General features: G+C 58.5%; 27 protein-coding genes and 1 tRNA gene. 10 read left to right on the top strand and 18 right to left on the bottom strand.

The window, feature by feature from the left end; all coding sequences use genetic code 11:
* Window positions 1–34 precede the first annotated feature (34 nt).
* Window positions 35–1,597 (top strand): bifunctional metallophosphatase/5'-nucleotidase, encoded by a 1,563-nt coding sequence (locus FIL88_RS09415; protein WP_142853601.1) that lies wholly within the window; start codon window positions 35–37, stop codon window positions 1,595–1,597.
* A gap of 82 nt (window positions 1,598–1,679) precedes the next feature.
* Entirely contained in the window at window positions 1,680–1,985 is a 306-nt protein-coding gene (locus FIL88_RS09410; protein ID WP_142853600.1) for a DnaJ family domain-containing protein, read from the top strand.
* Here the strand turns inward: FIL88_RS09410 and FIL88_RS09405 are convergent.
* From FIL88_RS09405 to FIL88_RS09380, 6 genes are all read right to left on the bottom strand, one after another.
* Entirely contained in the window at window positions 1,979–2,533 is a 555-nt protein-coding gene (locus FIL88_RS09405) for a flavodoxin family protein (RefSeq protein ID WP_142853599.1), read from the bottom strand. The genes FIL88_RS09410 and FIL88_RS09405 overlap by 7 nt on opposite strands.
* A gap of 152 nt (window positions 2,534–2,685) precedes the next feature.
* Window positions 2,686–4,032, bottom strand: coding sequence for a glutamine synthetase family protein (locus FIL88_RS09400; RefSeq protein ID WP_142853598.1), 1,347 nt, complete (start codon window positions 4,030–4,032; stop codon window positions 2,686–2,688).
* Window positions 4,029–4,841 (bottom strand): ABC transporter permease, encoded by an 813-nt coding sequence (locus FIL88_RS09395; RefSeq protein ID WP_142853597.1) that lies wholly within the window; start codon window positions 4,839–4,841, stop codon window positions 4,029–4,031. The genes FIL88_RS09400 and FIL88_RS09395 overlap by 4 nt, the downstream gene beginning before the upstream one ends.
* Window positions 4,838–5,728, bottom strand: a complete 891-nt coding sequence (locus FIL88_RS09390; RefSeq protein WP_142853812.1) for an ABC transporter permease subunit — start codon at window positions 5,726–5,728, stop codon at window positions 4,838–4,840. Before FIL88_RS09390 ends, FIL88_RS09395 begins: the two co-directional genes overlap by 4 nt.
* Window positions 5,725–6,873: an ABC transporter ATP-binding protein gene (locus FIL88_RS09385; RefSeq protein WP_142853596.1), complete on the bottom strand. Its 1,149-nt coding sequence runs from the start codon at window positions 6,871–6,873 to the stop codon at window positions 5,725–5,727. Before FIL88_RS09385 ends, FIL88_RS09390 begins: the two co-directional genes overlap by 4 nt.
* Before the next feature lie 69 nt (window positions 6,874–6,942).
* On the bottom strand, window positions 6,943–8,028 hold the full coding sequence (locus tag FIL88_RS09380) for a polyamine ABC transporter substrate-binding protein (protein ID WP_142853595.1): 1,086 nt from the start codon (window positions 8,026–8,028) through the stop codon (window positions 6,943–6,945).
* 97 nt (window positions 8,029–8,125) lie between these two features.
* Between FIL88_RS09380 and FIL88_RS09375 the strand changes: the two genes are divergently transcribed.
* The 3 genes from FIL88_RS09375 (at window position 8,126) to FIL88_RS09365 (ending at window position 11,749) form a co-directional block, all read left to right on the top strand.
* Window positions 8,126–8,842, top strand: a complete 717-nt coding sequence (locus FIL88_RS09375; protein ID WP_322788896.1) for a GntR family transcriptional regulator — start codon at window positions 8,126–8,128, stop codon at window positions 8,840–8,842.
* A gap of 138 nt (window positions 8,843–8,980) precedes the next feature.
* Window positions 8,981–10,375 carry an aspartate aminotransferase family protein gene (locus tag FIL88_RS09370; protein ID WP_142853594.1) on the top strand — a complete coding sequence of 465 codons (1,395 nt, stop codon included), beginning with the start codon at window positions 8,981–8,983 and terminating at the stop codon, window positions 10,373–10,375.
* 72 nt (window positions 10,376–10,447) lie between these two features.
* Entirely contained in the window at window positions 10,448–11,749 is a 1,302-nt protein-coding gene (locus tag FIL88_RS09365; protein ID WP_142853593.1) for an NAD(P)/FAD-dependent oxidoreductase, read from the top strand.
* A gap of 5 nt (window positions 11,750–11,754) precedes the next feature.
* On the opposite strand, the gene modC is transcribed toward FIL88_RS09365, so the two are convergent.
* The 7 genes from modC to hpaE all read right to left on the bottom strand — a co-directional run bounded on the left by modC (window position 11,755) and on the right by hpaE (window position 18,453).
* The gene (modC, locus tag FIL88_RS09360) at window positions 11,755–12,855 is read right to left on the bottom strand and encodes a molybdenum ABC transporter ATP-binding protein (RefSeq protein WP_142853592.1); all 1,101 of its coding nucleotides are present in this window, start codon (window positions 12,853–12,855) and stop codon (window positions 11,755–11,757) included.
* The gene (modB, locus tag FIL88_RS09355) at window positions 12,852–13,544 is read right to left on the bottom strand and encodes a molybdate ABC transporter permease subunit (protein ID WP_142853591.1); all 693 of its coding nucleotides are present in this window, start codon (window positions 13,542–13,544) and stop codon (window positions 12,852–12,854) included. Before modB ends, modC begins: the two co-directional genes overlap by 4 nt.
* The gene (modA, locus tag FIL88_RS09350; RefSeq protein ID WP_322788895.1) at window positions 13,541–14,317 is read right to left on the bottom strand and encodes a molybdate ABC transporter substrate-binding protein; all 777 of its coding nucleotides are present in this window, start codon (window positions 14,315–14,317) and stop codon (window positions 13,541–13,543) included. Before modA ends, modB begins: the two co-directional genes overlap by 4 nt.
* Before the next feature lie 65 nt (window positions 14,318–14,382).
* Entirely contained in the window at window positions 14,383–15,183 is an 801-nt protein-coding gene (gene hpaH / locus FIL88_RS09345) for a 2-oxo-hept-4-ene-1,7-dioate hydratase (protein ID WP_142853589.1), read from the bottom strand.
* Window positions 15,180–16,034 carry a fumarylacetoacetate hydrolase family protein gene (locus FIL88_RS09340; protein ID WP_142853588.1) on the bottom strand — a complete coding sequence of 285 codons (855 nt, stop codon included), beginning with the start codon at window positions 16,032–16,034 and terminating at the stop codon, window positions 15,180–15,182. The genes hpaH and FIL88_RS09340 overlap by 4 nt, the downstream gene beginning before the upstream one ends.
* A gap of 21 nt (window positions 16,035–16,055) precedes the next feature.
* Window positions 16,056–16,898, bottom strand: a complete 843-nt coding sequence (gene hpaD, locus FIL88_RS09335) for a 3,4-dihydroxyphenylacetate 2,3-dioxygenase (RefSeq protein ID WP_142853587.1) — start codon at window positions 16,896–16,898, stop codon at window positions 16,056–16,058.
* Window positions 16,899–16,944: 46 nt separating this feature from the next.
* On the bottom strand, window positions 16,945–18,453 hold the full coding sequence (hpaE, locus tag FIL88_RS09330) for a 5-carboxymethyl-2-hydroxymuconate semialdehyde dehydrogenase (RefSeq protein WP_142853586.1): 1,509 nt from the start codon (window positions 18,451–18,453) through the stop codon (window positions 16,945–16,947).
* A 106-nt stretch (window positions 18,454–18,559) separates the two neighbouring features.
* On the opposite strand from hpaE, the gene hpaR reads away from it, so the two are divergent.
* The gene (gene hpaR, locus FIL88_RS09325; RefSeq protein ID WP_142853585.1) at window positions 18,560–19,012 is read left to right on the top strand and encodes a homoprotocatechuate degradation operon regulator HpaR; all 453 of its coding nucleotides are present in this window, start codon (window positions 18,560–18,562) and stop codon (window positions 19,010–19,012) included.
* Between the two features lie 109 nt (window positions 19,013–19,121).
* Entirely contained in the window at window positions 19,122–20,258 is a 1,137-nt protein-coding gene (locus FIL88_RS09320) for an aminodeoxychorismate synthase component I (protein ID WP_185960898.1), read from the top strand.
* A gap of 72 nt (window positions 20,259–20,330) precedes the next feature.
* Here the strand turns inward: FIL88_RS09320 and FIL88_RS16685 are convergent, their stop codons facing one another.
* Window positions 20,331–20,519, bottom strand: coding sequence for a hypothetical protein (locus FIL88_RS16685; RefSeq protein WP_221931139.1), 189 nt, complete (start codon window positions 20,517–20,519; stop codon window positions 20,331–20,333).
* A gap of 413 nt (window positions 20,520–20,932) precedes the next feature.
* Window positions 20,933–21,016: transfer RNA gene (locus FIL88_RS16680), tRNA-Tyr, on the bottom strand.
* 159 nt (window positions 21,017–21,175) lie between these two features.
* Between FIL88_RS16680 and rlmB the strand changes: the two genes are divergently transcribed.
* The 3 genes from rlmB to FIL88_RS09305 all read left to right on the top strand — a co-directional run bounded on the left by rlmB (window position 21,176) and on the right by FIL88_RS09305 (window position 23,158).
* Window positions 21,176–21,958, top strand: a complete 783-nt coding sequence (rlmB, locus tag FIL88_RS09315; RefSeq protein ID WP_142853583.1) for a 23S rRNA (guanosine(2251)-2'-O)-methyltransferase RlmB — start codon at window positions 21,176–21,178, stop codon at window positions 21,956–21,958.
* 77 nt (window positions 21,959–22,035) lie between these two features.
* Entirely contained in the window at window positions 22,036–22,509 is a 474-nt protein-coding gene (locus FIL88_RS09310; protein WP_142853582.1) for a YHS domain-containing (seleno)protein, read from the top strand.
* A 205-nt stretch (window positions 22,510–22,714) separates the two neighbouring features.
* Window positions 22,715–23,158, top strand: a complete 444-nt coding sequence (locus FIL88_RS09305) for a CoA-binding protein (protein ID WP_142853581.1) — start codon at window positions 22,715–22,717, stop codon at window positions 23,156–23,158.
* 93 nt (window positions 23,159–23,251) lie between these two features.
* Here FIL88_RS09305 and FIL88_RS09300 read toward each other — a convergent pair whose 3' ends face one another.
* From FIL88_RS09300 to hisA, 3 genes are read right to left on the bottom strand one after another with little or no spacing between them, the layout of a single operon-like run.
* Window positions 23,252–23,566: a phosphoribosyl-ATP diphosphatase gene (locus FIL88_RS09300; protein WP_142853580.1), complete on the bottom strand. Its 315-nt coding sequence runs from the start codon at window positions 23,564–23,566 to the stop codon at window positions 23,252–23,254.
* Complete coding sequence (gene hisF / locus FIL88_RS09295; RefSeq protein ID WP_142853579.1) at window positions 23,563–24,360, bottom strand: imidazole glycerol phosphate synthase subunit HisF; 798 nt, start codon at window positions 24,358–24,360, stop codon at window positions 23,563–23,565. Before hisF ends, FIL88_RS09300 begins: the two co-directional genes overlap by 4 nt.
* Before the next feature lie 3 nt (window positions 24,361–24,363).
* The gene (gene hisA / locus FIL88_RS09290; protein ID WP_142853578.1) at window positions 24,364–25,086 is read right to left on the bottom strand and encodes a 1-(5-phosphoribosyl)-5-[(5-phosphoribosylamino)methylideneamino]imidazole-4-carboxamide isomerase; all 723 of its coding nucleotides are present in this window, start codon (window positions 25,084–25,086) and stop codon (window positions 24,364–24,366) included.
* Window positions 25,087–25,170 lie beyond the last annotated feature (84 nt).

The following is a 25,170-nucleotide window of genomic DNA, read 5'->3' as shown; positions in this document are numbered from 1 at the left end:
GCTTGTCGGCAATTGATAACCACAGGGGGTTCCCATGATTTCGCGTCTTTTGACTTCGACGGCTGCTTTGGCCGTGACAACCAGCGCTGCTTTTGCAGATTTCACGCTGAATATCGTGCATATCAACGACCTGCACAGCCGCGTCGAGCCGATCAACAAATACGATTCGACATGCGGTGCGGAAGACAATGCCGAAGGCAAGTGCTTCGGCGGTTACGCACGCGTTGCAACCAAGATTGCCGAACTGCGCAAACAGTTCGAAGGTCAGAACCTGCTGGTTCTGGATGCCGGTGACCAATATCAGGGCTCGTTGATGTACACGACCTATAAAGGTGACGTGGAAATCGAGATGATGGAGAAGATCGGCTTTGATGTGATGGCCGTCGGAAACCACGAATTCGATGACGGCCCCGAAGGTCTGCTGAAACTGGTCGAAGGCGTGTCCTTCCCGGTGATCTCGGGCAACATTGACGTATCGCAGTCGAATGTACTGGCCGGTAAAGTGGGCAACCACGTTGTGCTGGACGTAGGTGGTCAGAAGATCGGCGTGATTTCGGCGCTGGCGACTGATACCTCGGAAACCTCCAGCCCCGGTGAAGCTGTGATTTTCCAGGATGAGATCGACAGCCTGAAAGCCGATGTCGCAGCACTTGAGGCCGAAGGCGTCGACAAGATCATCGCGCTGAACCATGTGGGCGTGAAGAAAGACATGGCAATTGCCGAGGCCGTGCCGGGTCTGGATGCGGTGATCGGCGGTCACTCGCACACCAAGTTCTCGAACACGGAAGAGGGCGCGATGGCCTATCCCACCATGGTGGGCAATGTCCCGGTTGTACAAGCCTATGCGTATTCGAAATATGTCGGTCTGCTGACGCTGGTCTTTGATGACGCGGGCAATGTGACCTCAGCCACGGGTGACACGATCCTGCTGGACGCGTCTGTTTCTGAAGATCCGGAAATCGTTGCACGCGTTGCCGAACTGGCTGGCCCGATTGACGAGATGAAGAACCGTGTGGTGGCCACCGCTTCCGAAGCGATTGACGGCGAGCGTACGTCGTGCCGTGCGATGGAATGCGCCATGGGGAACATCATCACTGACGCCATGCTGGACCGTGTTAAGGGTCAGGGGATTGAAATCGCCATCCAGAATGGTGGCGGCATCCGCGCCTCGATCGGTGACGGCGAAGTCACAATGGGCGAAGTCCTGACAGTTCTGCCGTTCCAGAACACTTTGTCGACCTTCGAAGTGACGGGCGAAACCATTATCGCCGCCCTTGAGAACGGCGTCAGCCAGTACGAAGAAGGCGCAGGCCGTTTCCCGCAAGTGGCGGGTATGACCTATGCGTTTGATCTGTCGAAGGAACCGGGAAGCCGGATTTCTGACGTGATGGTTGGCGGTGCGCCGATTGATCCGGCGAAAGTTTATGGTGTTGTGTCCAACAACTATGTGCGCAATGGCGGCGACGGATACAAAATGTTCCGCGATGCCCAGAACGCCTATGACTTTGGCCCGGATCTGGCGGACGTGACAGCCGAATACATGGCCAAGATGGGCCCGGTAACGCCAAAGCTGACCGGCCGCATCACCAAAAAATAAGATCGGTTTGATCGTACATTTGCCTCCGCCGGGAAACTGGCGGGGGCTTTTTCATGCCTGCCAGTTGGTCTAGGGTAATGGCATGGACCATCCGCTTTTTGACCTTATCGAACAGAAAATCCGTGCAGCGGAAGAAGCCGGTGACTTCGACAATCTTGAAGGCGCTGGAAAGCCGCTGCCGAAAGTTGATGACCCAGAGAACGCGGTGTTCAATCGCTTGGTTCAGGAAAGTGGTGCCGTGCCCGAATTTGTGCGCCTGACACGAGAGCTTAAGCGTCTGCGCGAGGAGCTGGCAGACACAGGTGATCGCACCCGCCGTCAGGACATCATGAAAGAAATGTCGATGATGGATGCGCAGATCGAACTTGCGCGCAAGGGCCGTTACTGACCGTTCCAACGCTGGGTGGCACGCAACACGCGCAGACCAAACCGGCGTGCGGTCTCAAGGTCTTCAGGCAACAAATCCTCATCCGCGCCCAGCTGCTCGGTCACCATCAGCCCCAGCCAGCTTCCATCGCGGTTCAGGCCGGGATGGTCGGGCTTCACCGGTGCGCCAATATCCGTGGGGCCAACCCAGATCATGCCCATCTGCGCGGCGAAGATCGACAGGCGTTGCAGCGCGGCCAGCTTGTCGCCGGACGGGTGAATGGCGGTGGTGAACCCGGCTGCAATCTTGTCTTTCCAAACGCTGTGTTCCCAGCGGGTGTCGATCTGTTCCAGAAACTGACTGAACCGTGATGCAGCGGACCCCATATAGGTGGGCGCGCCGAAGATGATGGCGTCGGCCTGATCCAGTGCATGCCAATCCGCATCGGTTATGGTCTCCACGTCCAGTAAACGGGCCGGGTCTCCAATCGCGTCGGCGATGCATTCTGCGATGCGTTTTGTATGTCCGAAGCCAGAGAAATAGGGGATGCAGATGCGGAGTGTTTTCATGAAGCTACTCTGCTAGGAAACCGGTGCCGCGCCAAGCAAATTCTAGCGCTGCGTAGCAGTCCTGAACGGGGCGCAGCCACAGAAGCATTCCGGGCGCGCGGTGTCCGAATAGGCGTAATTCTCGTAGATGCGTCTGGGTGCTTTGGGCGGCATCAGAGGCGGCCAAGATAGGTGCGATATTCGATATGCGTGATTTCATGGGTGAGCTGGGCAATCTCGTCCCGGCGCATGGCAGCATAGACATCTACAAAGCGCTGTCCGAAAATCTCGACAGCCATATCTGAAGCCGCAAAGCGCTCGACCGTTTGAAACCAGTCGGCGGACAGGCGGACGGCTGGCTCTGCGCCGGCGTCATCTAGTGGTAAGGGAAGGGCGGGTTTGGTTTCCAGCCCGTGCAACATGCCGCCAAGGATCGCCGTGATCGCCAGATAAGGGTTCACATCGGCCCCTGCGATCCGGTGTTCCAGACGCGCAGCAGGCCCTTTGGTTTCTGGCAGACGCACACCCGCCGCGCGGTTGTCAAAGCCCCAGTCGGGGGCCGAGGGTGCAAAGCTCATCGGTTTGAAACGGCGATAGGAGTTCAGGTGTGGGGCAAAGATCGCCTGCAGGTCGCGCATTGTCTCAAGCGTGCCACCCACCGCGTGTTTCAGCGCCTCAGAAGGTCCGTCCGTGCCATCGTCAAACACGTTCTTACCGTCCGGGTCTACGACCGAAGCATGCACATGCATCCCGTTGCCGGGGAAGTCCGCATAAGGCTTGGCCATGAAGGTGGCCTCCATCCCATGCGACCGGGCCACGCCACGCACAAGGCGCTTGAACAGAAGCGCCGTGTCCGCGGCCCACATTACGTCATCGGTGTGGTGGAAGTTGATCTCGAACTGGCCGGGGCCGTACTCGGCGATCAGTGTATCCGTGGCCAAACCCTGAGCGTCTGCGGCGTTTAGAATGTCGTCCAGAATGTCCTGCGTGCGCTCCAAGACCTCAAGGTCATAGTTTTGCGCGTCCGGGCTGCGATCTGGTGGGGTCGGGGCCGTGTCCTGATCCGTGCGGGGTTTGAACAGATAGAACTCAAGCTCGGTTGCCAGCACCGGGTGCAGGCCAGCCGCGTGCAGTTTGTCGACCATGCGGGCCAATTGCTGGCGCGAGGACAGGTCTGAGATTTCGCCGGTATCCGGGTCAATCATCTCGACCTGAACCTGCGCGACCTTGCCTTTTGCCCATGGCACGGGTTTTAAAGATCCGGGCACAGGAACGATGCGTCCATCAGGGTCACCAACGATGATGCCCAGCCCGGTGGCCTCGACCTCTTCGCCCATGATGTTGGGCGCATAGGTGGACAGGGGCAGGCGCACAGCACCCTCGGTCAGCTTTTTTTCGTCATCGCCGGGCAGCCATTTGCCGCGCAGAACCGCATTCGCGTCGCATAGCATCAGCTCGACCCGATCAGGGCGGCCGTGGGTTTTGCAAAAGGTTGCGTATTCTTCCAGAAAGTCGCTCACTGGATAGCCTCCTGTTCGTCCTTCGCGCGTTTCGCGATGGTCCGTTTCGAGCTGAGAGATGCCCCAATTACGCCGACCGCCACAAGGGTAATCATGATTGTGGACAATGCGTTGATTTCCGGGCTAACGCCCAGACGAACCGCCGAGAAGATCTTGATCGGCAGCGTGGTCGAGCTTGGACCCGAGGTGAAGCTGGCGATCACAAGGTCATCCAGAGACAGGGTGAAAGCAAGCAACCAACCCGAGATCACCGCAGGCGCGATGATCGGTAGTGTCACAAGGCGGAAGGCTTCAAACCCAGTGCAGCCAAGATCCAGCGCAGCCTCTTCCAGTGACTGATCGAATGTCACAAGACGCGAGGACACCACGACCGAGACATAGCACATCGAGAATGTCGTATGGGCCAGCACGATGGTCAGCACGCCGCGATCCAGCCCGATGGCGATGAACAGAAGCAGCAGCGACAGGCCAGTGATCACTTCGGGCATCACCAGCGGGGCATAGATCATGCCCGAGAACAACGTGCGCCCGCGAAAGCGCCCGGCCCGCACCATGACATAGGCCGCCATCGTGCCCAGCACTGTTGCAATAGTTGACGATACGACCGCGACCTTCAACGTGACCCAAGCCGCATCAAGGAAGGCTTCGTTTCGGAACAGCTCTCCATACCATTTGGTTGAAAAGCCGGACCAAACAGTTACCAGCTTGCCGCCGTTGAACGAGTACACGATCAGGATCAGCATCGGAATATAGAGGAACGCAAACCCAAGGGTCAGCGATACGGTGTTGAACCAGCTTAGACGCCTCATTTGCCGGCCTCCCTCTGCTTTTCTTCGTTGCGCTGGAACAGCACGATCGGGATGATCAGGATCAGAAGCAGGATCACCGCCACCGCCGAAGCTACCGGCCAGTCACGGTTGGCAAAGAACTCTTCATACAGGACCTTGCCGATCATCAGTGTCTTGGATCCACCCAGCAGGCTGGGGATCACAAACTCGCCCATTGCCGGGATGAAGACCAAGAACGACCCAGCAATTACGCCTTGTTTCGACAGGGGCAGAGTGATCAGCCAAAACGCGGTGAGGCGCGAGCATCCAAGATCCTCGGCGGCTTCCAGAAGGCTTTCATCCAGCCGTTCAAGTGCGGCATAGATCGGCAGGACCATGAAGGGCAGATAGGTATAGACGATGCCGATATAGACGGCTGTGTTGGTGTTTAGAATGGTCAGCGGCTCGTTGATGATGCCGATCCCCATCAAGAGCTGATTTAGGAAGCCTTCTTGACTAAGGATGGCCTTCCACGCGTAGACACGGATCAGGAAAGATGTCCAAAAGGGCAGGATGATCAGCATCATCAGGGTCGGGCGCCACTCGTCCGGCGCGCGGCTCATGCCATAGGCGATCGGGAAGCCGACCAGCAATGTGAAGATTGTCGACAGGACAGCAATCTTCAGGCTGGACAGATAGGCCTTCCAGTAAAGATCGTCCTCGGTCAGCCATGTGAAGTTTTCCATATCCAGCCCGGACAGCCATTCCCGGACGCCCGCCCAGCCGGCTGACAGATCCAAGGTAGGTGTATAGGGCGGAATGGCCAGTGCTGTATCCGATAGGCTGATTTTCAGCACAATCAGGAACGGCACCAAAAACAGGGCCAGAAGCCACAGATAGGGGACAGAGATCAGGCCAAAGCGCTTCATGACGTCAATACCACACCAGCGGTATCGGTGAAGCTTAGCCACACTTCTTGTTCCCATGTGATTGCACGGCGGCGAATGCGACGGGTGTTGGCGGCCTGTGCTTTGATGTGCTGGCCCGTTGGGGTTTCAATCACATAGGTCGACATGTTGCCCAAATAGGCGATGTCCAGAACCTTGCCGTGAATGATATTGGTCATATCCGCCGGGCGCTCGGTCGAGATGTTTACCTTCTCGGGGCGGATTGCAAGCGTGGCGCGGGTGCCCGCGGGAATTTCGTCATGGGCGATGCCAATCAGATCCTGCTGACCTTCGGCCCAACTGATCGTGGCGTGATCATCGCCGGATTTGGTAACACTGCCTTCAATCAGGTTCACATCGCCGATAAAGTCGGCGACATATACCGATCCTGGCTCTTCATAGATTTTCGCGGGGGTGTCGACCTGAATGATCTTGCCGTGATCCATCACGGCGATGCGGCTGGCGACGGTCATCGCTTCTTCCTGATCGTGAGTCACGATCACAAAGGTGGTGCCGGTGGTTTCCTGAATGTCCATCAGCTCGAACTGCGTGTCCTGACGCAGCTTCTTGTCCAGCGCGCCCAGCGGTTCATCCAGAAGCAGAAGCTTAGGGGCCTTCGCAAGCGAGCGCGCCAATGCCACACGCTGACGTTGCCCGCCCGAGATCTGGTGCGGCTTGCGATTGGCGAATTTACCCAGTTGCACAAGGTTCAGCATCTCATCGACACGCGCAGCAATCTGGTCTTTTGGCATCTTGTCACGTTTCAGGCCAAAGGCGATGTTCTCGGCGACGGACAGGTGCGGGAACAATGCATAGCTTTGGAACATCATGTTGACCGCGCGCTTGTTTGGCGGGACCGGGGCGACATCCTGCCCGTCGATCAGAATGGTGCCTTCAGTTTGGGTTTCAAACCCACCCAGCATCCGCATCATCGTGGTCTTGCCGCAGCCCGACGGCCCCAGCAGCGCAAAGAATTCCCGCTCGTAAATATCGATTGTCAGATTGTCGATTGCTGTGAAATCGCCAAAGCGTTTGGTGACGTTCTGGAACCGGATCAACGGGGTGGCCTGGGCATCTTCCCAGGGAGCAAACTCGGCAGGAGCCGTGGCAATGGCGGCGTCGGACATGATGAACCTCGGGGAATAAAGGAACTCCCCCCGGCAGGCTTACATGCCGGAGGGAGTAGGAGAGTGGGCTTAGGTGCCCGACTTAACTTTTGTCCACAGGCGCGTGACGACGCGCTGGACTTTCGCCGGATAAGGTGTGGTCGTGTACAGCGTACCCAGCGCTTCTTCGGTCGGATAAATCGCCGGATCGCCGATCACATCCTCTTCCAGATGCGCTTGCGATGCTTTGTTGCCGTTGGCGTAGTAAACATAGTTCGACGCCGCAGCCATGTTGTGCTCGTCCATGATGAAGTTCAGGAACGTGTGCGCGGCTTCCGGGTTCGGCGCATCCACGGGGATCGCCATCTGGTCAAACCACATCAGCGAGCCTTCTTTGAAGGCGTTATATGCAATCTCGACACCGTTTTCGGCTTCGTCAGCGCGGTCGCGGGCCTGAAGCACATCACCCGACCAGCCGACAGCCACACAGATGTCGCCATTGGCCAACGCGTTGATGTATTCCGAGCTGTGAAACTTCTGAACATAGGGCGCGATCGCGGTGAGGACCGGCTCGGTCTTGGCGATTACATCTGGATCGTGGCTGTCCGGGTTTTCGCCCAGATAAGCCAGAGCTGCTGGAATCAACTCCGTCGGAGCATCCAGAATATGCACTCCGCATGATGCCAGCTTTTCCATGTTGGCAGGATCAAAGATCAGCGCGAGGCTGTCGATCGGCGCGTCTTCGCCCAGGGCTTCTTTGACCTTGGCAACGTTCACACCAGCACCCGTGGTGCCCCACATGTAGTTGATCGAATAGGCGTTGTCGGGGTCATAGGTCGCGGTGCGCTCAGCGATCACATCCCACATGTTGCCGTGATTGGGCAATTTCGTCAGATCAAGCGGTTGGAAGGCACCAGCTGTAATCTGGCGCTGCAAGAAAGAACCCGTGGGAACCACGACGTCATAGCCTGACCCACCGGCCAGCATCTTGGTTTCTAGAACTTCGTTTGAATCGAACACGTCATAGATCAGGTCAATGCCGGTTTCTTCCTCGAACTTGGTCAGCAGTTCCTCATCGATATAGTCCGACCAGTTATAGACACGGACTTCGTCGGCGGTGGCGGCAGTTGCCCCCATCACCAATGCAGCACTCATCATAAGCCAGGATTTCTTCATACACTTTCTCCCTGTTTGGGGCATGCGCCCGTTTGCGACATTTGATCAAAAAAATGCGTTTCACGCAATATGGTAAAATTGCGGAAGCCATAGTAGGTTGCTTTCAAAGATTATCTTCGGAGCCGAAATAGGCAAAACATTTGTAACGACGGGGGCAAACTTGTCTGATCGCCAAGCAAAACTGCCAGATCACCAGCGGGTTTATCGCCAGCTACGGGAAATGATTCTTTTTGGTGAATTGGCACCGGGTCAACCTGTGACCATTCAGGGACTCGTTTCCACCCTTGATGTTGGCATGACGCCGGTGCGTGAAGCGATCCGGAGACTGACGTCGGAAGGGGCGCTGGAATTCAAAGGAAACCGGCGGGTGTCCGTACCGCAACCTGATATGGCGCAGTGGAATGACATCGCTTTTGCCCGACTGTCGGTTGAACCCGAACTGGCCCGGAAAGCCACAGAAAACATTGCCGATGAAGAGCTTTCGCGCTTGGTTTCTTATGATGATCAGTTGAACGCAGCCATCGATAAGGGCGATGTGCGTGGGTATCTTGAGCACAACTATCGTTTCCATGCGTATCTGTATGATCTTGCTGGCGCCGAGGTCCTGTCTTCGATCGCCAATATGCTGTGGCTTCGGGCCGGCCCTTCGTTGCGTGTTGTGTTGGGTCGCTATGGCACCGCCAATCTTCCCGATAAACATGCCGAAGCCATGGCCGCGATGCGCGCAGGCGATGGGGACGGGGTTGCAGCCGCAATTCGTGAAGATATCGAGCAGGGAATCGCTCAGGTCCGCGAGACGCTTTTGTCAGCCTGAATTTGATCAGATTGACGGTCGTGCGTTGACAGCCTAATTTTTGATCATATTGTGAACTCAGCTTTTGGCGCGATCCAAAGGGTGGGTGATTCTCCTGTCCGTTGGCGCGATCCGACCACGTTTTCTAGGAGATCCAGGATGAACAAGATCACCAACCATCTGCCCACTGCCGAGCTTCAGGCCATTGATGCTGCCCACCACATGCACCCGTTCACCAATGATGGCGAGCTGGGTCAGAAAGGCGCGCGTGTCATTACCTCGGCCAAGGGTGTTTTTCTGAAAGACAGCGAAGGCGAAGAGATCCTGGATGGCATGGCAGGCCTGTGGTGTGTGAACATTGGCTATGGCAATGATAGCATTGCCGAAGTCGCCGCCCGCCAGATGCGCGAGCTGCCTTATTATAACACCTTCTTCCAGACGACCCACGTGCCGGCCATTGCGCTGGCGCAGAAGCTGGCGGAACTGGCGCCGGGCGATCTGAACCATGTGTTCTATGCAAGTGGTGGATCGGATGCGAATGACACGAATATCCGCATGGTCCGCACCTATTGGGCGGAAAAAGGTCAGCCCGAACGTGATGTGATCATCTCGCGTTGGAATGCTTATCATGGGTCGACCATTGGCGGCACAAGCTTGGGCGGCATGAAGGGCATGCACGGTCAGGGCAGCCTGCCGATCCCCGGCATCGAATTCATCGAGCAGCCGAACTGGTATTCTGAAGGCGGCGACATGACGCCCGAAGAGTTCGGTCTTGCCCGCGCGCAAGAACTGGAAGCCAAGATCAATGAAGTTGGCGCGGATAAGGTTGCGGCCTTCATTGGCGAACCGATTCAGGGTGCGGGCGGCGTTATTGTGGCTCCTGACACGTATTGGCCGGAAATCCAGCGCATCTGCCAGAAGTATGACATCCTGTTGATCGTGGACGAAGTGATTACCGGGTTTGGTCGCACTGGAAATTGGTTTGGAAGCCAGACCCTGGATTTGAAACCGGACATTATGACCATCGCGAAGGGCCTCAGCTCGGGCTATGTGCCGATCGGGGCGTCGCTTGTATCGGACAAGGTCGCTGAAGTACTGGCCGGGACAGAGTTCAACCACGGCTATACGTATTCCGGTCATCCTGTGGCCTGCGCGGTCGCGTTGGAAAACCTGCGCATCATGGAAGAGGAAGGCATTGTCGAGCATGTGCGCGACGTTGCTGCCCCCTATCTGGCGAAGAAATGGCACGAGCTGGCGGATCACCCCATGGTGGGCGAGACCAAGATCGTCGGCCTGATGGCATCGCTTGCGTTGACGCCTGACAAAGACGCGCGCGCACCATTTGCTGCGGATGTCGGCACTGTTGGCCTGATCACCCGCGAGCGGTGCTTTGCCAACAACCTGATCATGCGCCATGTTGGCGACCGCATGGTCATCGCGCCGCCGCTGATCATCACCACGGACGAGATCGACATGCTGATTGCCCGCGCCCGCAAGGCGTTGGATGAAGCCTATGAGATCGTTAAGGAAAAGGGCCTGTTGGTCGCTGGGTAATCCAGTTTCAGGGGCGGGCCATGTGTCCGCCCCGTGCAATATTCGACTTCCATCGCATGAACCGAGGGATCCATGGACCTGCTGACTGCCAATGACCGCCACGGGGAATACCCCCAGTCCTGGTACGCCGCCACGGCGGACGCGCCCGGCCCGTTTCCGGCTGCACAGGGCGATCTGTCTTGCGATGTCTGCATAATCGGTGGCGGGTTTACGGGGCTGTCGGCAGCCCTGCATTTAGCCGAACGTGGCTATGACGTTGTATTGTTGGAAGCGCAGCGCGTCGGCTTCGGCGCCTCGGGCCGCAATGGCGGCCAAGTTGGCATGGGCCAGCGGCTGGATCAGGACGAGCTGGAAAAGGTGGTGGGCAAGGATGACGCCCGCAAGCTGTGGGATATGGCCGCCGAAAGCGTACAGTTGGTGCGCGATGTGGTCGCCAAACACGCACCCAATGCCGGGTTCACCGACGGCATCATCCACGCCATGCACCGCGCACGCTATGTGCCCGAGGATCATGACTATGTGCGCAAGCTGAACGAAGAATACGGCTATGACCTGATCCGCGCAGTGGATCGCGAGGAAATGCGCGAACTGTGCGGCTCGTCCGCTTATCACGGCGGCTCATTGGACATGGGGGCGGGGCATACGCATCCACTGCGCTTGGCCTTTGGTATGGCGCGGGCCGCTGTGGCAGCAGGTGCGCGGATATTTGAAACCAGCCGCGTGACCGATGTCAAAGAAGGCGGCACCGTGACCATCAGCACGGACAAAGCCAAGATCTGCGCCAGCCATCTGGTCTGGGCCTGCAACGGCTATCTGGGCAATGCGCAAGGGCATGTTGCCGCCCGTGTTATGCCCATCAACAACTACATTCTGGCGACCGAGCCGTTAAGCGATGACTTCGCGAAATCTCTGATCCGCGACGGGCATGCCGTGGCCGACAGCAAATTCGTCGTCAATTATTTCCGGCTGTCTGAGGATAACAGGATGCTTTTCGGCGGGGCCGAGAGCTATGGCTATAAATTCCCGAAGGACATCGTGAAGCTGGTGTCCAAACCGATGCTCGAGATCTATCCGCAGCTGAAAGACACCAAGATCGACTATGCGTGGGGCGGGACATTGGGGATCACCATGAACCGGATGCCGCATTTTGCACGTCTGCAAGGGAACGTCCTGTCGGCTTCGGGCTATTCCGGGCATGGCGTCGCGATGGCGGCGCTGGGCGGGAAAATGGTGGCCGAGGCCATCGCAGGTCAGGCCGAGCGTTTCGATCTAATGGCGCAGGTGCCGACACAACGGTTCCCCGGCGGCGTGGCCCTGCGTTGGCCCCTTTTGGTGGCTGCAATGCTATGGTTCAGCCTGCGGGATAAGCTCTGAACATCTTATCCCTTCGGGCCACCCACATCGCTGGGCGCGACGGCCACGGTTTTCACAATGGCATAGAGTTCCGTCCCGACGCTCAGATCCATCGCCGCAAGCGAGCGTTTGGTGATCCGCGCAAGCACACGTCCAGCAGCGGTGTCCAGCGACAAGATTGCCCCCGGACCAGCCCCTTCCTGCACCTCCTGCACAACGCCGGGCAGACAGTTTAGGGCAGATATCGCCTCGGGTCGTCCACGTGACAGGATCACGTCCTGCGCTGCAATGCGAACCCGTACCTGCGCGCCGGGATCGCGGGCAATGCGGGGTAGAAACAGCGGGATGCCACCGGCGTCCAGCTCCGTCAGACCATCATCATGATGGGCGGCCACGCGGGCTTTGATCACGGCCCCCACGGACCTGACATCGCCGGGGCTGAAGCTGGGATCGCCCAGCACCTCGATGGCGTCGCCTTGCCGAACCACGCGCCCGCGATCCAGCGCCACAACCGTGGTGGCCAGCCGTGCGACCTCGCTGGTCGAGTGCGTTACGTAAAGAATGGGCACCTCGCCCTCGTCACGCAGGCGTTCGAAATAGGGCAGGATCTCGTCCTTGCGGGGGGCGTCCAGCGCAGCGAGCGGTTCATCTGCCAAGATCAGCTGCGGTCGTGATAGCAAAGCCCGTCCGATCGCCAAGCGCTGTTTTTCCCCGCCCGACAGGCGCGGCGTCCGGCGGTCCAGAAGGTGCGCGATGCCCAGCATCTCGACCACCTTGTCAAAACGCGAAACGTCCACGGGCTGGCGGGTCACGCGGCGGGCATAGTCCAGATTGCGCCGCACGGTTAGATGCGGAAACAGGCGGGCATCTTGAAAGACATAGCCGATGCGGCGTTCATGTGCAGGCAGGCAGATGCCCTGCGTACTGTCCAATAGAACCTGATCGCCCACCGCGATCCGGCCAGAGACATCGCGGGTCAGACCCGCAACCGCATCCACAATGCTGGTCTTGCCCGATCCCGACGCACCAAACAGCACGGTCAGCCCCGCCGGGGCCGTGAAATCCACATCCAGATCAAATCCGGGGCGCTGGGCACGCAATGCGATGGATAGGGCTGGCTGGGTCATGCGTCCTCCATCCGCTTGGCAACACGGCGGGCCAGCACCTCGGACGCGACCAGTGCGCCCATGGCGATGATGATCGAGACCACCACCAGCCGAAGCGCCGCGTTTTCACCGCCCGGCACTTGCAGGAAACTGTAGATGGCCGACGGGACCGTGCGGGTTTCGCCGGGGATGTTTGATACGAATGTGATCGTCGCGCCGAACTCGCCCATCGCCTTGGCAAAGCCAAGGATCGCGCCCGCAATGATGCCGGGCAGGGCAAGGGGTAGGGTGACTGTGGCAAAGACCGACCAGCGGCTGGCACCTAGTGTTGCAGCGGCGGCCTCGAGCTTGGGGTCGACCGCTTCGATCGACAAGCGGATGGCGCGGACCATCAGGGGAAACCCCATGATTGCGGCCGCCAGCGCAGCACCCGTCCAGCGGAAGGCCAAGGGCAGGCCGAGTTTTGTTAAGAACGCCCCAATTGGTGCGGTGCCGCCGAAGGTCAGAAGCAGCAGGTAACCAGTGACGACAGGCGGTAGGATCAAGGGCAGGTGGACCAGCCCGTTCACCACCTGTTTGCCGGGAAACTCTTCGCGGGCCAGCAGATGCGCAATCCAGATGGCGATGGGCAGGGATAAAACCGTGGCCCAGCCCGCAACCTTCAAGGACAGTGCAACCGCCTGCCATTCTGCAGGGCCCAGCCAGGTCATTCGGGAACCTCGGGGGCGGGCAGGAAGCCGTGGCGTTGCAAGATGATTTGCCCTGCGTTGCTGGCCAGATAGTCCAGAAATGCGGTCGCGGTTACAACATCACCCGATGCGATCGCAGCCGCCGGATAGGTGATTGGCGGATGCGTGCCAGCGGGAAAATGTTCAACAATACGCACCTTTGGCTCCGCCCGCGCATCCGTCGCATAGACCACGCCCAACCGCGCCTCTCCCAATGCAACCAGTGCCAGAGCGGCGCGGACATTGTCGGTTTCAACAATATGCGGCTTGGCGATGTCCCAAAGCCCCCAATGCATCAGAGCGGCTTTGCCGTATTGCCCGGCCGGGATCGCGTCGACCAGCGCCATAGAAAGCCTGCCGCCATTCAATGCCGCTGTGAAACTCTTGGGTGTTTCGGGTAAGTTCGTCGGGGTCGCTTGCTTTGCGGGGGCAATCAGCACCAACTCGTTCCCAGCGAAATCCCGGCGCGTGCCGTCTGTCAACAACCCTGCATCCTCGACCACATCCATCCAATCCGCATTGGCGGACAGGAACACATCCGCAGGGGCCCCCAGCGCGATCTGCCTGGCTAGAATCGAGGATCCAGCGAAGGACAGGGCGACCTCGTGCCCGGTGTCCGCCTTGAACTCCTCGGCCACCTCATCCAGCGCGCCACCCAGACTGGCTGCGGCGAAAACGGTGATCTGCTCGGCAAACGCGGGCAGGCCAGAAGCGCCCACGAGAAAGGCGGCGAGGGTATATCGACGGGCACACATAAACATCTCGGACCGAGATAACGGGATGCGTCGCCCGTCAGCAAGGGGTTTCGCAGTCGCAGGGTTCAGGCGAAGCTGATGTCCACGCTGCCAAACGTCCCGAAATCGGCGTGGATGTCGGTGCCCGAGGGGCATTCCACGGGGCGGATGAAGCTGCCCGACAGAATGATCTGTCCTGGTTCGATGCTTTGGCCATACTGCGCCATGCGCCGCGCCAGCCAGACCACGCTTTCCACGGGATCATTCAGCACGCCCGCGCCCAGCCCGGTCTCTTCGACCTCGCCATTGCGGGATGTGATCGCGCCGACCCAGCGCAGGTCGAACGCATCGACGGCGTGACGTTCTTTGCCCAGAACGACCCCGGCATTGGCGGCGTTGTCTGAAATCGTGTCAAAGACGGTGCGGGTCTTGCCTGTCTCGGGATCCACGCGCTGAATGCGGGTGTCCAAGATCTCGATCGAGGGCGCGACGTAATTTGTGGCGGCGATCACCTCTTCGCGCGTGACCTCTGAGCCGCCGATGGCGTCTTTCATAACAAAGGCGATTTCAGCTTCGATGCGGGGTTGGATGAACCGCCCCGCAGGCACAGTCGCGCTGTTTTCAAATAGCATATCGTCAAACAGAATGCCGCTGTCAGGAATGTCGATGTTCAGCGCATATTGCATCGCTTTTGAGGTCAGCCCGATTTTCCAACCGATGACTTTCTGGCCTTCTGCGAGCTTGGCGCGGTAAATCGCATTTTGCACCTGATACGCATCGTCCATCCCCATCTCGGGATGGCGCTTTGTCAGAAGCCCGATTTGATCGCGCGTCTTCTCAGCGGCAAGCAAATCGGCAGCGGCGTGGGCGTGATCTTCGGGTGTCATACGGTTTCGTCCTCGACCGTGTTCGACAGCGTGCCAATGCCATTGACTGAAACCTCGACCACGTCGCCCGGTTTCAAATAGCGTGGCGGATCGAACCGTGCACCTGCGCCAGTGGGCGTGCCCGTGACGATCACATCTCCGGGCTGCAACGTCATGAAGGTCGAGATATAGGCGATCTCCTCGCGGATCGGGAACATCATGCGATCAAGCGTATCGTCTTGGCGAAGCTCTCCGTTCACGTGGGTTTGGATCCGTGCGTCATCCAGCTGGGCGGCGTCAGTGAACGGCACCAGCCAAGGGCCAATCGCGCCCGAGCGATCCCAGTTCTTGCCTTGCGTCACGTTGAATTTCGCATGCCGCACCCAGTCGCGGATGGTGCCTTCGTTGCAAAGGGTCAGCGCCGCGATGTGGTCATAGGCGTCTTCCGCCGCGATGCGACGTCCAGCCTTGCCGATGACAATCGCCACCTCGCCTTCGTAGTCCAGAGTGTGGTTTTCCGGCGGGCGGATCAGGGGGCGATTGTGACCGGTAAAGCCGCTGGCAAAGCGTGGGAAAAGCGACATGTATTTCGGCTGCACGCTGCCGTCTTTGTATTCGGCATTCCGGTCCGGGAAGTTCACACCGACGCAGAGGATGCGGCGCACGTTGGGCATCACCATTTCATAAGTGAAGTCGCTATGCGTGACCGCGCGTCCCGCGGCAGCGGCTGCCAGCTGATCGAATGCGCCTGCAGCGATGATGTCGTACAGGCTGTCATGCTGGGGGAGCGCATCGTTTAGGGCAATCGCCCCTGCATCCGTGATGGCACCAAAGAAGGTCTCGCCCCCGGCTTGGAAAGTGGCAAAGCGCATGTTGTGTCCTTTTATCGTCGGTTAGACCGAGAAGCTGATATTGGCCTGTCCGGTGCCGGAGCTGCCGAAATAGGGCGTGTAGATGTCGATCTGACCTTCGTAATCCTTCCAGCCCAAAGCACCGAACAGAAGCGCTGTGTCGTTCATCGCGCATTCGCCGGTGCATTTGACCGCATAGTCCGGCAACAGGTCCAGAAATTCGGCCCATTTCCCGTTTTCCCAAAGGTCCAGCACGCGCAGATCCATCTGGCGGTTGAATTCGCCATTCACCGAATTCAACCCGTCGACCGAACGTTCATTGGGCGTGAAATCGTGGCTCATGGATCCGGAAGCGAAGATGGCGACCTTGCGATCCGACCGTTTGATCCCTTCTGCAATCGCAGAACCCCAACGGCGGTTTTCTTCGATGGATGAAAACTGGTTCACGGCGACGGGCAGTACGCGGGCGTTCACGCCGTCATTAATGAAATGCATCGGCAGAAGCGTTCCGTATTCCATCCCCAAATCGGGTTGCGCGTGGCCCATTGCGCGTTCGCCGCGTTCTTCAAGCACGCTCAGGATGCTTTGTGCCAGATCGCTGTCGCCGGGATAGTCAAATTCCATATCCGCCAGCATGTGCGGCAACTCGTGGCTGATGAACCGTCCCTTGTGGTGGGGTTTGGCGTTCAAGTGGAAGCCCTGATTGGTGATCCAATGGGTGTCGAAGATGATGAACGTGTCGACGCCCCGGTCAATCGCGTCTTGGCGCAGTTTAGCATAGCCGTCTATGGCGGGTTGGCGAATGCCTTTGTATTTTTCCATCGTGTGTGACATCCAAATGCTAGGCACATGGGTGATCTTGGCTGCTTGTACGATCTGTCCCATTGGGTCTCCTCCCGTTGGTTGACGCGCGTTTCTGGGGGCAGGGCGCTTAGGCGCCCAGCCGCATGATTTTGTGTTGGCCGGTGGCAAAACCTATGTGTTTTTGCTCCATATAGAAATCAAACGACCAGTCACCGCCATCGCGCCCAATGCCCGAGGCCTTCACGCCCCCAAACGGTGTCGGCAGGTGGCGCACATTTTCCGAATTTACCCAGATCATGCCCGCTTCCAGCTTGTCTGTGAAGCGCAGCGCGCGGGTCAGATCGTTGGTCCAGACATAGCCGGTCAGGCCATAATCGGTGTCATTTGCAATCGACAGCGCCTCGTCCTCGGTCGAGAACGGGATCGAGGTCAGCACCGGGCCAAAGATTTCCTCGCGTGCGATACGCATCTGGTTTGTGGCGTTGGTAAACAGGGTCGGGCGCACGAAATAGCCCTCGTCACCAACCTTCACACCGCCAGCGGCAATGGTCGCGCCATCTTCCGTGGCGATGTCGAAATACGAGGTCACTTTGTTATAATGCGTTTCGGTCACCAGCGGGCCGATCTCGGTCGCGGGATCAAGAGGGTGCCCGACCTTGATGTTGTTCACACGCTCGGTCAGTTTCGCCTCGAATTCGTCTTTGATCGTGTCCTGAACCAGCAGGCGTGACGAGGATGTGCAACGCTCGCCATTGATCGAATAGATCATGAAGATCACCGCATCCAGCGCGCGGTCCAGATCTGCGTCGTCAAAGACGATGACTGGGTTTTTCCCGCCCAATTCCAAATGGTTACGTTTGTGTGTGTCCGCGCCTTGCTTGACGATCATGCTGCCGGTGCGGCTTTCCCCGACAAAGGCAATCGCCTTGATTTTCGGGTGCTCGCACAGCGCCTTGCCGGCGTCTGGGCCAAAGCCGTTCACAGTGTTCAATACGCCTTTGGGCAGGCCGGCCTCTTCCGCGATTTCGACCAGAAGGCGCGCGGTCAGGGGGCTGTCTTCGGCTGGTTTGTGCACGACGGTGCAGCCAGCCGCCAGCGCCGGGGCAATCTTCCAGGTGGACAGCATGAAGGGTGTGTTCCACGGCGTAATGACACCCACCGGGCCAATTGGCACCCGGCTGGTGACATTCATCAGCGTGGGCGATTTTAGGTGCTGCCCGTCACGCGCCTGAACGACCTGATCTGCGAAATAGCGGAAGTTTTCGGCCCCGCGCAGGGCGGCTTTTGACATGAAACGGATGGTCTGGCCTGTATCCCAGCATTCGCATAGCGAAATTTCTTCGGCACGCGCTTCGATGGCGTTGGCGACATTCAACAGAATGCGGCGGCGTTCGGTTGCAGGCATATCACGCCAGCCCGCAAATGCATCATGCGCAGCGGTTGCCGCTTCATCGATGTCGTCCGCCGTGCCGTGGGCCACATCGCATATCACCGACTTGTCCACGGGGCTGGTCGATTGGAACACGCCAGCCGCGCCATCGCGATCCTCGCCCGCGATGCGGTTCTTGATCCCGCCGGCGCGGAAGCGCTCAAGATAGCCTGAAAGCTTGGTAAGATTGCCGTCCAGGTCCGCCATGACGATCTCCTTCGTATAGTTGTTAGTTGCGATGTTAAATAATTATATGGCCGTTTGTCAAGAATAGTTGCTTTGTTCAATTCCAAGCCCTTGGTATAAGGCCGATATGAGCAAAACGTCGTCGACCCGCCCCAGCTATCCCAGCACTGCCCGTTCGCTACCGATATCACTTCTTCGGGCGCGCGAAGTGGTGATGCAGCCGATTCGCGATATGCTGGGCGAGCTTGGCTTGACCGAGCAGAAGTGGCGCATCTTGCGCACATTGGACGAGTTGGGCGAGGTGGAACAAAGCACCATCGCGAAAGAGGCCTGTCTATTACTGCCCAGCCTGACACGGATCCTGCGTGGTCTCGAGGCGGACGGGCTAATCTCGCGCCAGTCAGACGTCAAAGACAAACGCCGCACGCTGGTTTTGATCACCGACAAAGGCCGTGCGATTGTCCGCGACAATCTTCATCTGGCCAATGATATCGCCGCCCGGATCGAGGCGCATATGGGCGAGGGCGAAGTCGAACAGTTGCTGGATTTGCTGGAAAAGTTGCAGACTGCAAAGCTGTAATCGCCACGTCCCCCCAATCTTCTGACGGATATTGGCTTGCAAACGCCGCCTTTCGTCAGCACGTGTATCACGCTACAGGATATCACGTTTCGCAGCGGAGGCCTTGCAGGTGGACATCAGATTTGATCATGGACCGGACGGGGGTGCTGGGCTGTTTACAGCCCCGCGCGATCAGATCGTTGCTTGGACACTTGAGGATGTGCCGGATGCGTTGGATCGTCTGGATCAGGCGCAGAAAAGCGGAGCGTGGCTGGCAGGGTTTGCAAGCTACGAATTGGGCTATGCGATGGAACCGCGTCTTGAGCGCCTGCTGAAACCCAACCGCCGTCTACCACTTCTGATGTTTGGCCTTTATGATGGGTCCACCCCCGCGCCCGCGCTTCAGCCCGGCGGTGCAGCGCTGTCTGGTCTGACACCCGACTGGGACGCGGACACCTATGCGTTTGGGTTTCAAACGGTGCATGATTACATCTGCGCGGGCGATACCTATCAGGTAAACCTGACCTTCCCGATCCGGGGTGGCGCGCAAGGTGGGGCCGAGGCGCTTTATCATGCGTTGACCCGGTTGCAGCCGGTGCAATATGGCGCGTTGGTGCAGGCAGAAGGGTTGCCCGCGATCCTGTCTCGTTCTCCTGAATTGTTTTTCCGCACTGATGCAGACGGGATGATCGAGACCCGCCCGATGAAAGGCACCCAGCCACGCAGTTCCGACCCAGTCGAAGACGCCGCCCGCGCGGTATTCTTAAAAAGTGACGAGAAAAATCAGGCCGAAAATTTGATGATCGTCGACCTTCTGCGCAACGATATCTCGCGGATCTGTGAAGCCGGCAGCGTCCACGTGCCCGAGCTGTTTACCGTGGAAAGCTATGAAACTGTCCACCAGATGGTGTCGCTGATCCGTGGCCAAATGCAGGCGGGGACAGGTCTGTCTGATATTCTGCGCGCGCTCTTCCCTTGCGGCTCGATCACTGGTGCCCCCAAACTGCGTGCGATGGAGATCATTGCAGAGTTGGAGCCCAACCCCCGCGACATTTATTGCGGGTCGATCGGATGGATGGCGCCGGACGGGCAATCAGAATTCAACGTTGCGATCCGAACGCTTCTTCTGGAAGAGAAGGATGTGACCCTGAATGTGGGCGGTGGGCTGGTCTATGACAGCACCGCCGCGTCAGAATATGAAGAGGCATTGTGGAAAGCTAAATATGCCAGCCAAATGGATCCAGGCTTTTTAGGGGGAAAGCGGTGATCTCGTTACGGCGTGTGTTTGCGAAATGAGATATGTTGGCTTCGATACCTGATCTTGCGCATCTTCCCGAGCTTAAAGATCGGGCGGGGCCTTCTTAGCGCCCATTGGCCTGAAAACTGCAAAGCCGACGACCCAACCACATCCCATTAGAATTGGAAATAGCAGCAATGGCAGCCCTGCGAAGTATAGGGATGCATCGATTACAGCCTGTACGACGGTTTCTTTCTGAGACAGCAGCCCATCAGCGAAGAAGATCAGCATTAATAGGCTTGGGATAGCCAAAAGAGACCACAACACGGACATTCCCATGGTTTGTTGAGTTCGTCTTTTCCAGCCGCACCAGCATCCATATAGACCGACAGCGGCGAGCAATATCACAAAGAGTTGGTCCAGAAACATCTTGAGCGTCTCTCGGTTGTTGTCGGGGGTATCGCCAAGCCACACATGCCGCCAATACTCCCCCTGTTAAGTTGTTCAAATACTTATGTCAGTGCCAATTGAGGTCCGCCAGTAGGAAACGCGACCGGTACTTTTCGCGTTTTGCAGTAACAGGTCGGTCAGTTACCTCGGCCATTTGGCAGGATGTGCAGTGCAGAAAAGAGCTGGAATTGGTCTAGTTCGCCCCAAATGGGGCAAATTATCTATAGATCAGGAATGTCAACGCTGCTGCGTCATGGTGGGCGACCTTGGAATCGAACCAAGCGTGAGTCGCCTCGAGGGAGTTACAGTCCCCTGCCACACCTTGCGGCCTGTCGCCCACTTTTTCTGCGCTATCAGCGCTGAATGAGGGGGTAGGTATCGCGGGCAGCTTGCGGCGTCAATACGAAAAATCACCCAAAAGCACCCGCCAAAGCACTTGTCTCTTAGAAAGTCATAGCGCATTGTCCGGGCCTTGAAAAAACTCAGCGGATCGCGTGATGAAAAAGCCAAAATGGGTCGTCAAAAAGGAAAAAGACAAGCGTCAGGCGGCATCTGAAACCGTGTGGCTTTTCGGTTTGCACGCGGTGCGTGATGCGCTGATGAATCCGGACCGCGAGCGGCTGCGGCTGATCGTGACGAAAAACGCGGCGGACAAGCTGGCGGATGCGATTGATGCGTCCGGCATGACGCCTGAAATGGCGGATCCGCGCAATTTTCCGGCCCCGATAGATCCCAATTCGGTCCACCAAGGCGCGGCACTTGAAGTGAAGCCTTTGAATTGGGGCGACTTTGCCAGTCGTGTGATTGGCGGCGAGGGCAAGATGCCCGTGGTCGTCATGCTCGACCGAGTCACAGACCCGCATAATGTTGGCGCGATCCTGCGCTCGGCCGAGGTCTTCGGGGCCAGCGCTGTGGTGGGTACGAAACACGGTTCCGCGCCGGAAACTGGCGCGCTGGCCAAGACGGCGTCAGGTGCACTGGAACGCCAGCCCTATCTGCGTGTGCGCAATCTGGCTGAATCAATGGAAGAGCTGCGCAAAATGGGGTTTGTGGTTCTTGGCATGGATGGTGAGGCAACCGAAACCATAGAAGAGGCTCTAGCCGAACGCCCGGATCGCCCCGTGGCGCTGGTCATGGGGGCCGAGGGGCCGGGGCTGCGTGAAAAGACCAAAGCGACCTGTGACGCACTGGTGAAGATCCCGTTTGCGCGTGACTTTGGATCGCTCAATGTGTCGAACGCAGCGGCGGTTGCGCTATACGCCACGCGGCTCACGCGGTGATCACCATGTTGTGGGTGGGGCTGTAATATCAGCCCAGACAGCGCAGATTAGGGACAGCCGCAAAGAAGGAGGTCCCAATGTCGAAACTGTCCCTGTCCCGCCGTCATGTGCTGTCTGGGCTGATTGCTTTGCCCGTTGGGGCGACGCTTCTGACTCGCCCGGCTTTTGCCGCCAACCCACCTGTCTATGCCGAAGATGGCATTGCTTGGGATGGGCATGACCCCGTCGCCTATTTCACCAAGGGTGCGCCGACACTGGGTGTGGCCGAGTTTTCGTTGGAGTATGACGGCGCGACGGTGTTGTTTTCCAGCACCGAAACCCGTGACATGTTTGAAGCTGATCCTGCGAAATACGCCCCGCAATTCGGTGGATACTGCGCCTATGCCGCGAGCAAAGGATATATCGCCCCCACTGTGCCCGAGGCATGGACCATCTATGACGACAAGCTTTATCTGAATTTCAGCCTGCGCGCGCGTGAGCTGTGGCTTGAAGACGTTCCCGGGAACATCGCCAAAGGCAATGCCAATTGGCCTGGTATCCTTGAGGCGTAGGCATGACGTCGGGATCACAAGAGGTTTACCACCTCTTCCAATCCCGGCATGCCGCCATATCTGTTTAACAGAGGCCAGGCTGTGGAACGCCTGAAACCTCATTCACTGTCCCTCGTTCCACCAACTGCGCCCGAGGCTTACTCCCCTCGGGCGTTTTTTCTGGACGCGGGTTGGAATTTCCAATGGCTGTGACTAGCTGAGTCTTATGAGCCAGACAGACATCGACACCCGCCTAATACAGATCCTGACGACAACCCGGGTGATTGGCCTTGTGGGTCTGTCGCACAAGCCAGAGCGTGCATCGTTCCGAGTGGCGCGGTTTCTGGCATCGAAGGGGTATCGCGTGATTGGGGTCAATCCGGGATTGGCAGGGCAAGAGATGTTCGGTGAAACCGTTGTGGCGTCTGTCGAGGATCTGCCAGCAGAGACAGACATGATCGACCTGTTCCGTCGTTCTGATGCGATCGAGCCCATCGTGGACGCGGCGCTTGAGGCATTACCCAATTTGCGCACGGTTTGGATGCAGTTGGAAATCTACAATGCCCCGGCGCGTACCAAAGCAGAAGCGCGAGGAATTGAAGTGGTCGAGAACCGCTGCCCGGCGATTGAATATCCGCGCTTGATTGGGGCGGACGCGCTGGTCGGCTAGGCTTTTGGTGGCTCACGGTGTGAGCCTGAGGGGCGCTGCCCCTCGCGGCGGGGCCGCTCACCCCGGGATACTTTGAACAAGAAAAAGAGACGTCTAAGGCTGACGTGCGGCCTTCTCGGTAATGCCCGAGGTGCCCTCGCGGCGTTCAAGTTCGGCCAACACGTCCTCTAGGGCAACGTCGCGGGCGGCGAGCATCACCAACAGGTGATAAAGCACATCGGCGGCTTCGGCCGTCAGGTTTTCGCGGTCGTTCTTCACGGCTGCAATGATCGCCTCGACCGCCTCTTCCCCGAACTTCTCGGCGCATTTATCGGGGCCTTTGGCCAGCAGTTTGGCGGTCCAGCTGCTGTCGGGATCCGCGGTTTTACGTGCTTCGATCGTGGCGGCGAGTTGGGTCAGGATGCTCATGTCAGCCTCATCGGGATGCCTGCGGCGGCCATGTGTTCCTTGGCCTCGCGGATGGTGTAGTCGCCAAAGTGGAAGATGGATGCGGCCAGCACGGCGCTTGCCCCGCCTTCTGTCACGCCTTCCACAAGGTGGTCCAGATTACCAACCCCGCCTGAGGCGATCACCGGCACGTGCACCGCGTCCGAGATCGCGCGGGTCAGCGGCAGGTTAAAGCCCGCGCGGGTGCCGTCGCGGTCCATCGAGGTCAACAGGATTTCACCGGCGCCCTTCTGTTCCATCAGCATGGCAAATTCGACGGCATCAATGGGGTTGCCGTCCTTGTCCAGAGCAGCTTTGCGCCCGCCATGGGTGAAGATGCCCCATTTGTTAGGTTTGCCATCTGCATCGTGACCGATGGTCTTGGCATCGATGGCAACGACGATGCATTGGCTGCCAAAGCGATCAGCCGAGCGTGCAATCACATCCGGGTCGGCCACGGCGGCAGAGTTGAAGCTGACCTTGTCCGCGCCCGCCAGCAGCAGGTCACGCACGTCGTCCGGGCTGCGGACACCGCCGCCGATGGTCAGCGGCATAAAGCACTGTTCGGCCGTACGGGTGGCCAGATCAAACATGGTACCGCGATTTTCATGGGTCGCCTTAATGTCAAGGAAGCAGAGTTCATCTGCGCCGGCGGCATCATAGGCGCGCGCCTGTTCCACCGGGTCGCCCGCGTCGATCAGATCGACGAAATTGACACCTTTCACCGTGCGGCCCTCGGCCACGTCGAGACAGGGGATGATGCGAGTTTTCAGCATGTATCAGCCTTTCAGGACGTCCAACGCCTCTTTTAAATCAATCGCCCCATCATACAGTGCGCGGCCCGAGATGGCGCCGTTCAGGGACGCGCCGCAGGATTTCAGCGCGCGCAGATCGTCCAGCGAGCTTACGCCGCCCGAGGCGATCACGGGGATCGAAACGGCACGGGCCAGATCGGCTGTCGCCTCGGTATTTGGGCCTTGCATCGCGCCGTCGCGGTTGATGTCGGTATAGATGATGGCGCAGACGCCTGCGTCTTCGAACGACTTGGCAAGGTCGGTGACCATCACATCGGTTTCTTCGGCCCAGCCTTTGGTTGCCACGCGCCCGTCGCGGGCGTCGATCCCAACGGCGACCTTGCCGGGGAAAGTACGCGCTGCTTCGCGGACCAGATCGGGGTTTTCCACAGCGACTGTGCCAAGGATCACGCGGGACAGGCCCTTTTCGATCCAGCTTTCGATCGTGGCCATGTCGCGGATGCCGCCACCCAGCTGGGCGGGTACGTCGATGGCGCCAAGGATCGCTTCAACCGCAGCTCCGTTTACGGGCTCGCCTGCGAAAGCGCCGTTCAGGTCCACAAGGTGGATCCACTCGCACCCCGCGTCTTGAAATGCACGTGCTTGCGCTGCCGGGTTGTCATTGAACACGGTCGCTTCTTCCATCTCGCCGCGCAAAAGGCGTACGCATTGGCCGTCTTTCAGGTCGATGGCAGGATAGAGGATCATGGCAGGTGCTCCGTTAAGCTGTCGATTGCGCTGCTTTTTGCACGGACAAGGGGGAAAGCCAAGTAAGACCTCCCGTGACGTCAC

Source organism: Aliiroseovarius halocynthiae (genome assembly GCF_007004645.1).
GTDB lineage: Bacteria > Pseudomonadota > Alphaproteobacteria > Rhodobacterales > Rhodobacteraceae > Aliiroseovarius > Aliiroseovarius halocynthiae.
Note: the sequence above shows the minus strand (reverse complement) of the source record. Positions and strands in the feature narration are given on the sequence as shown.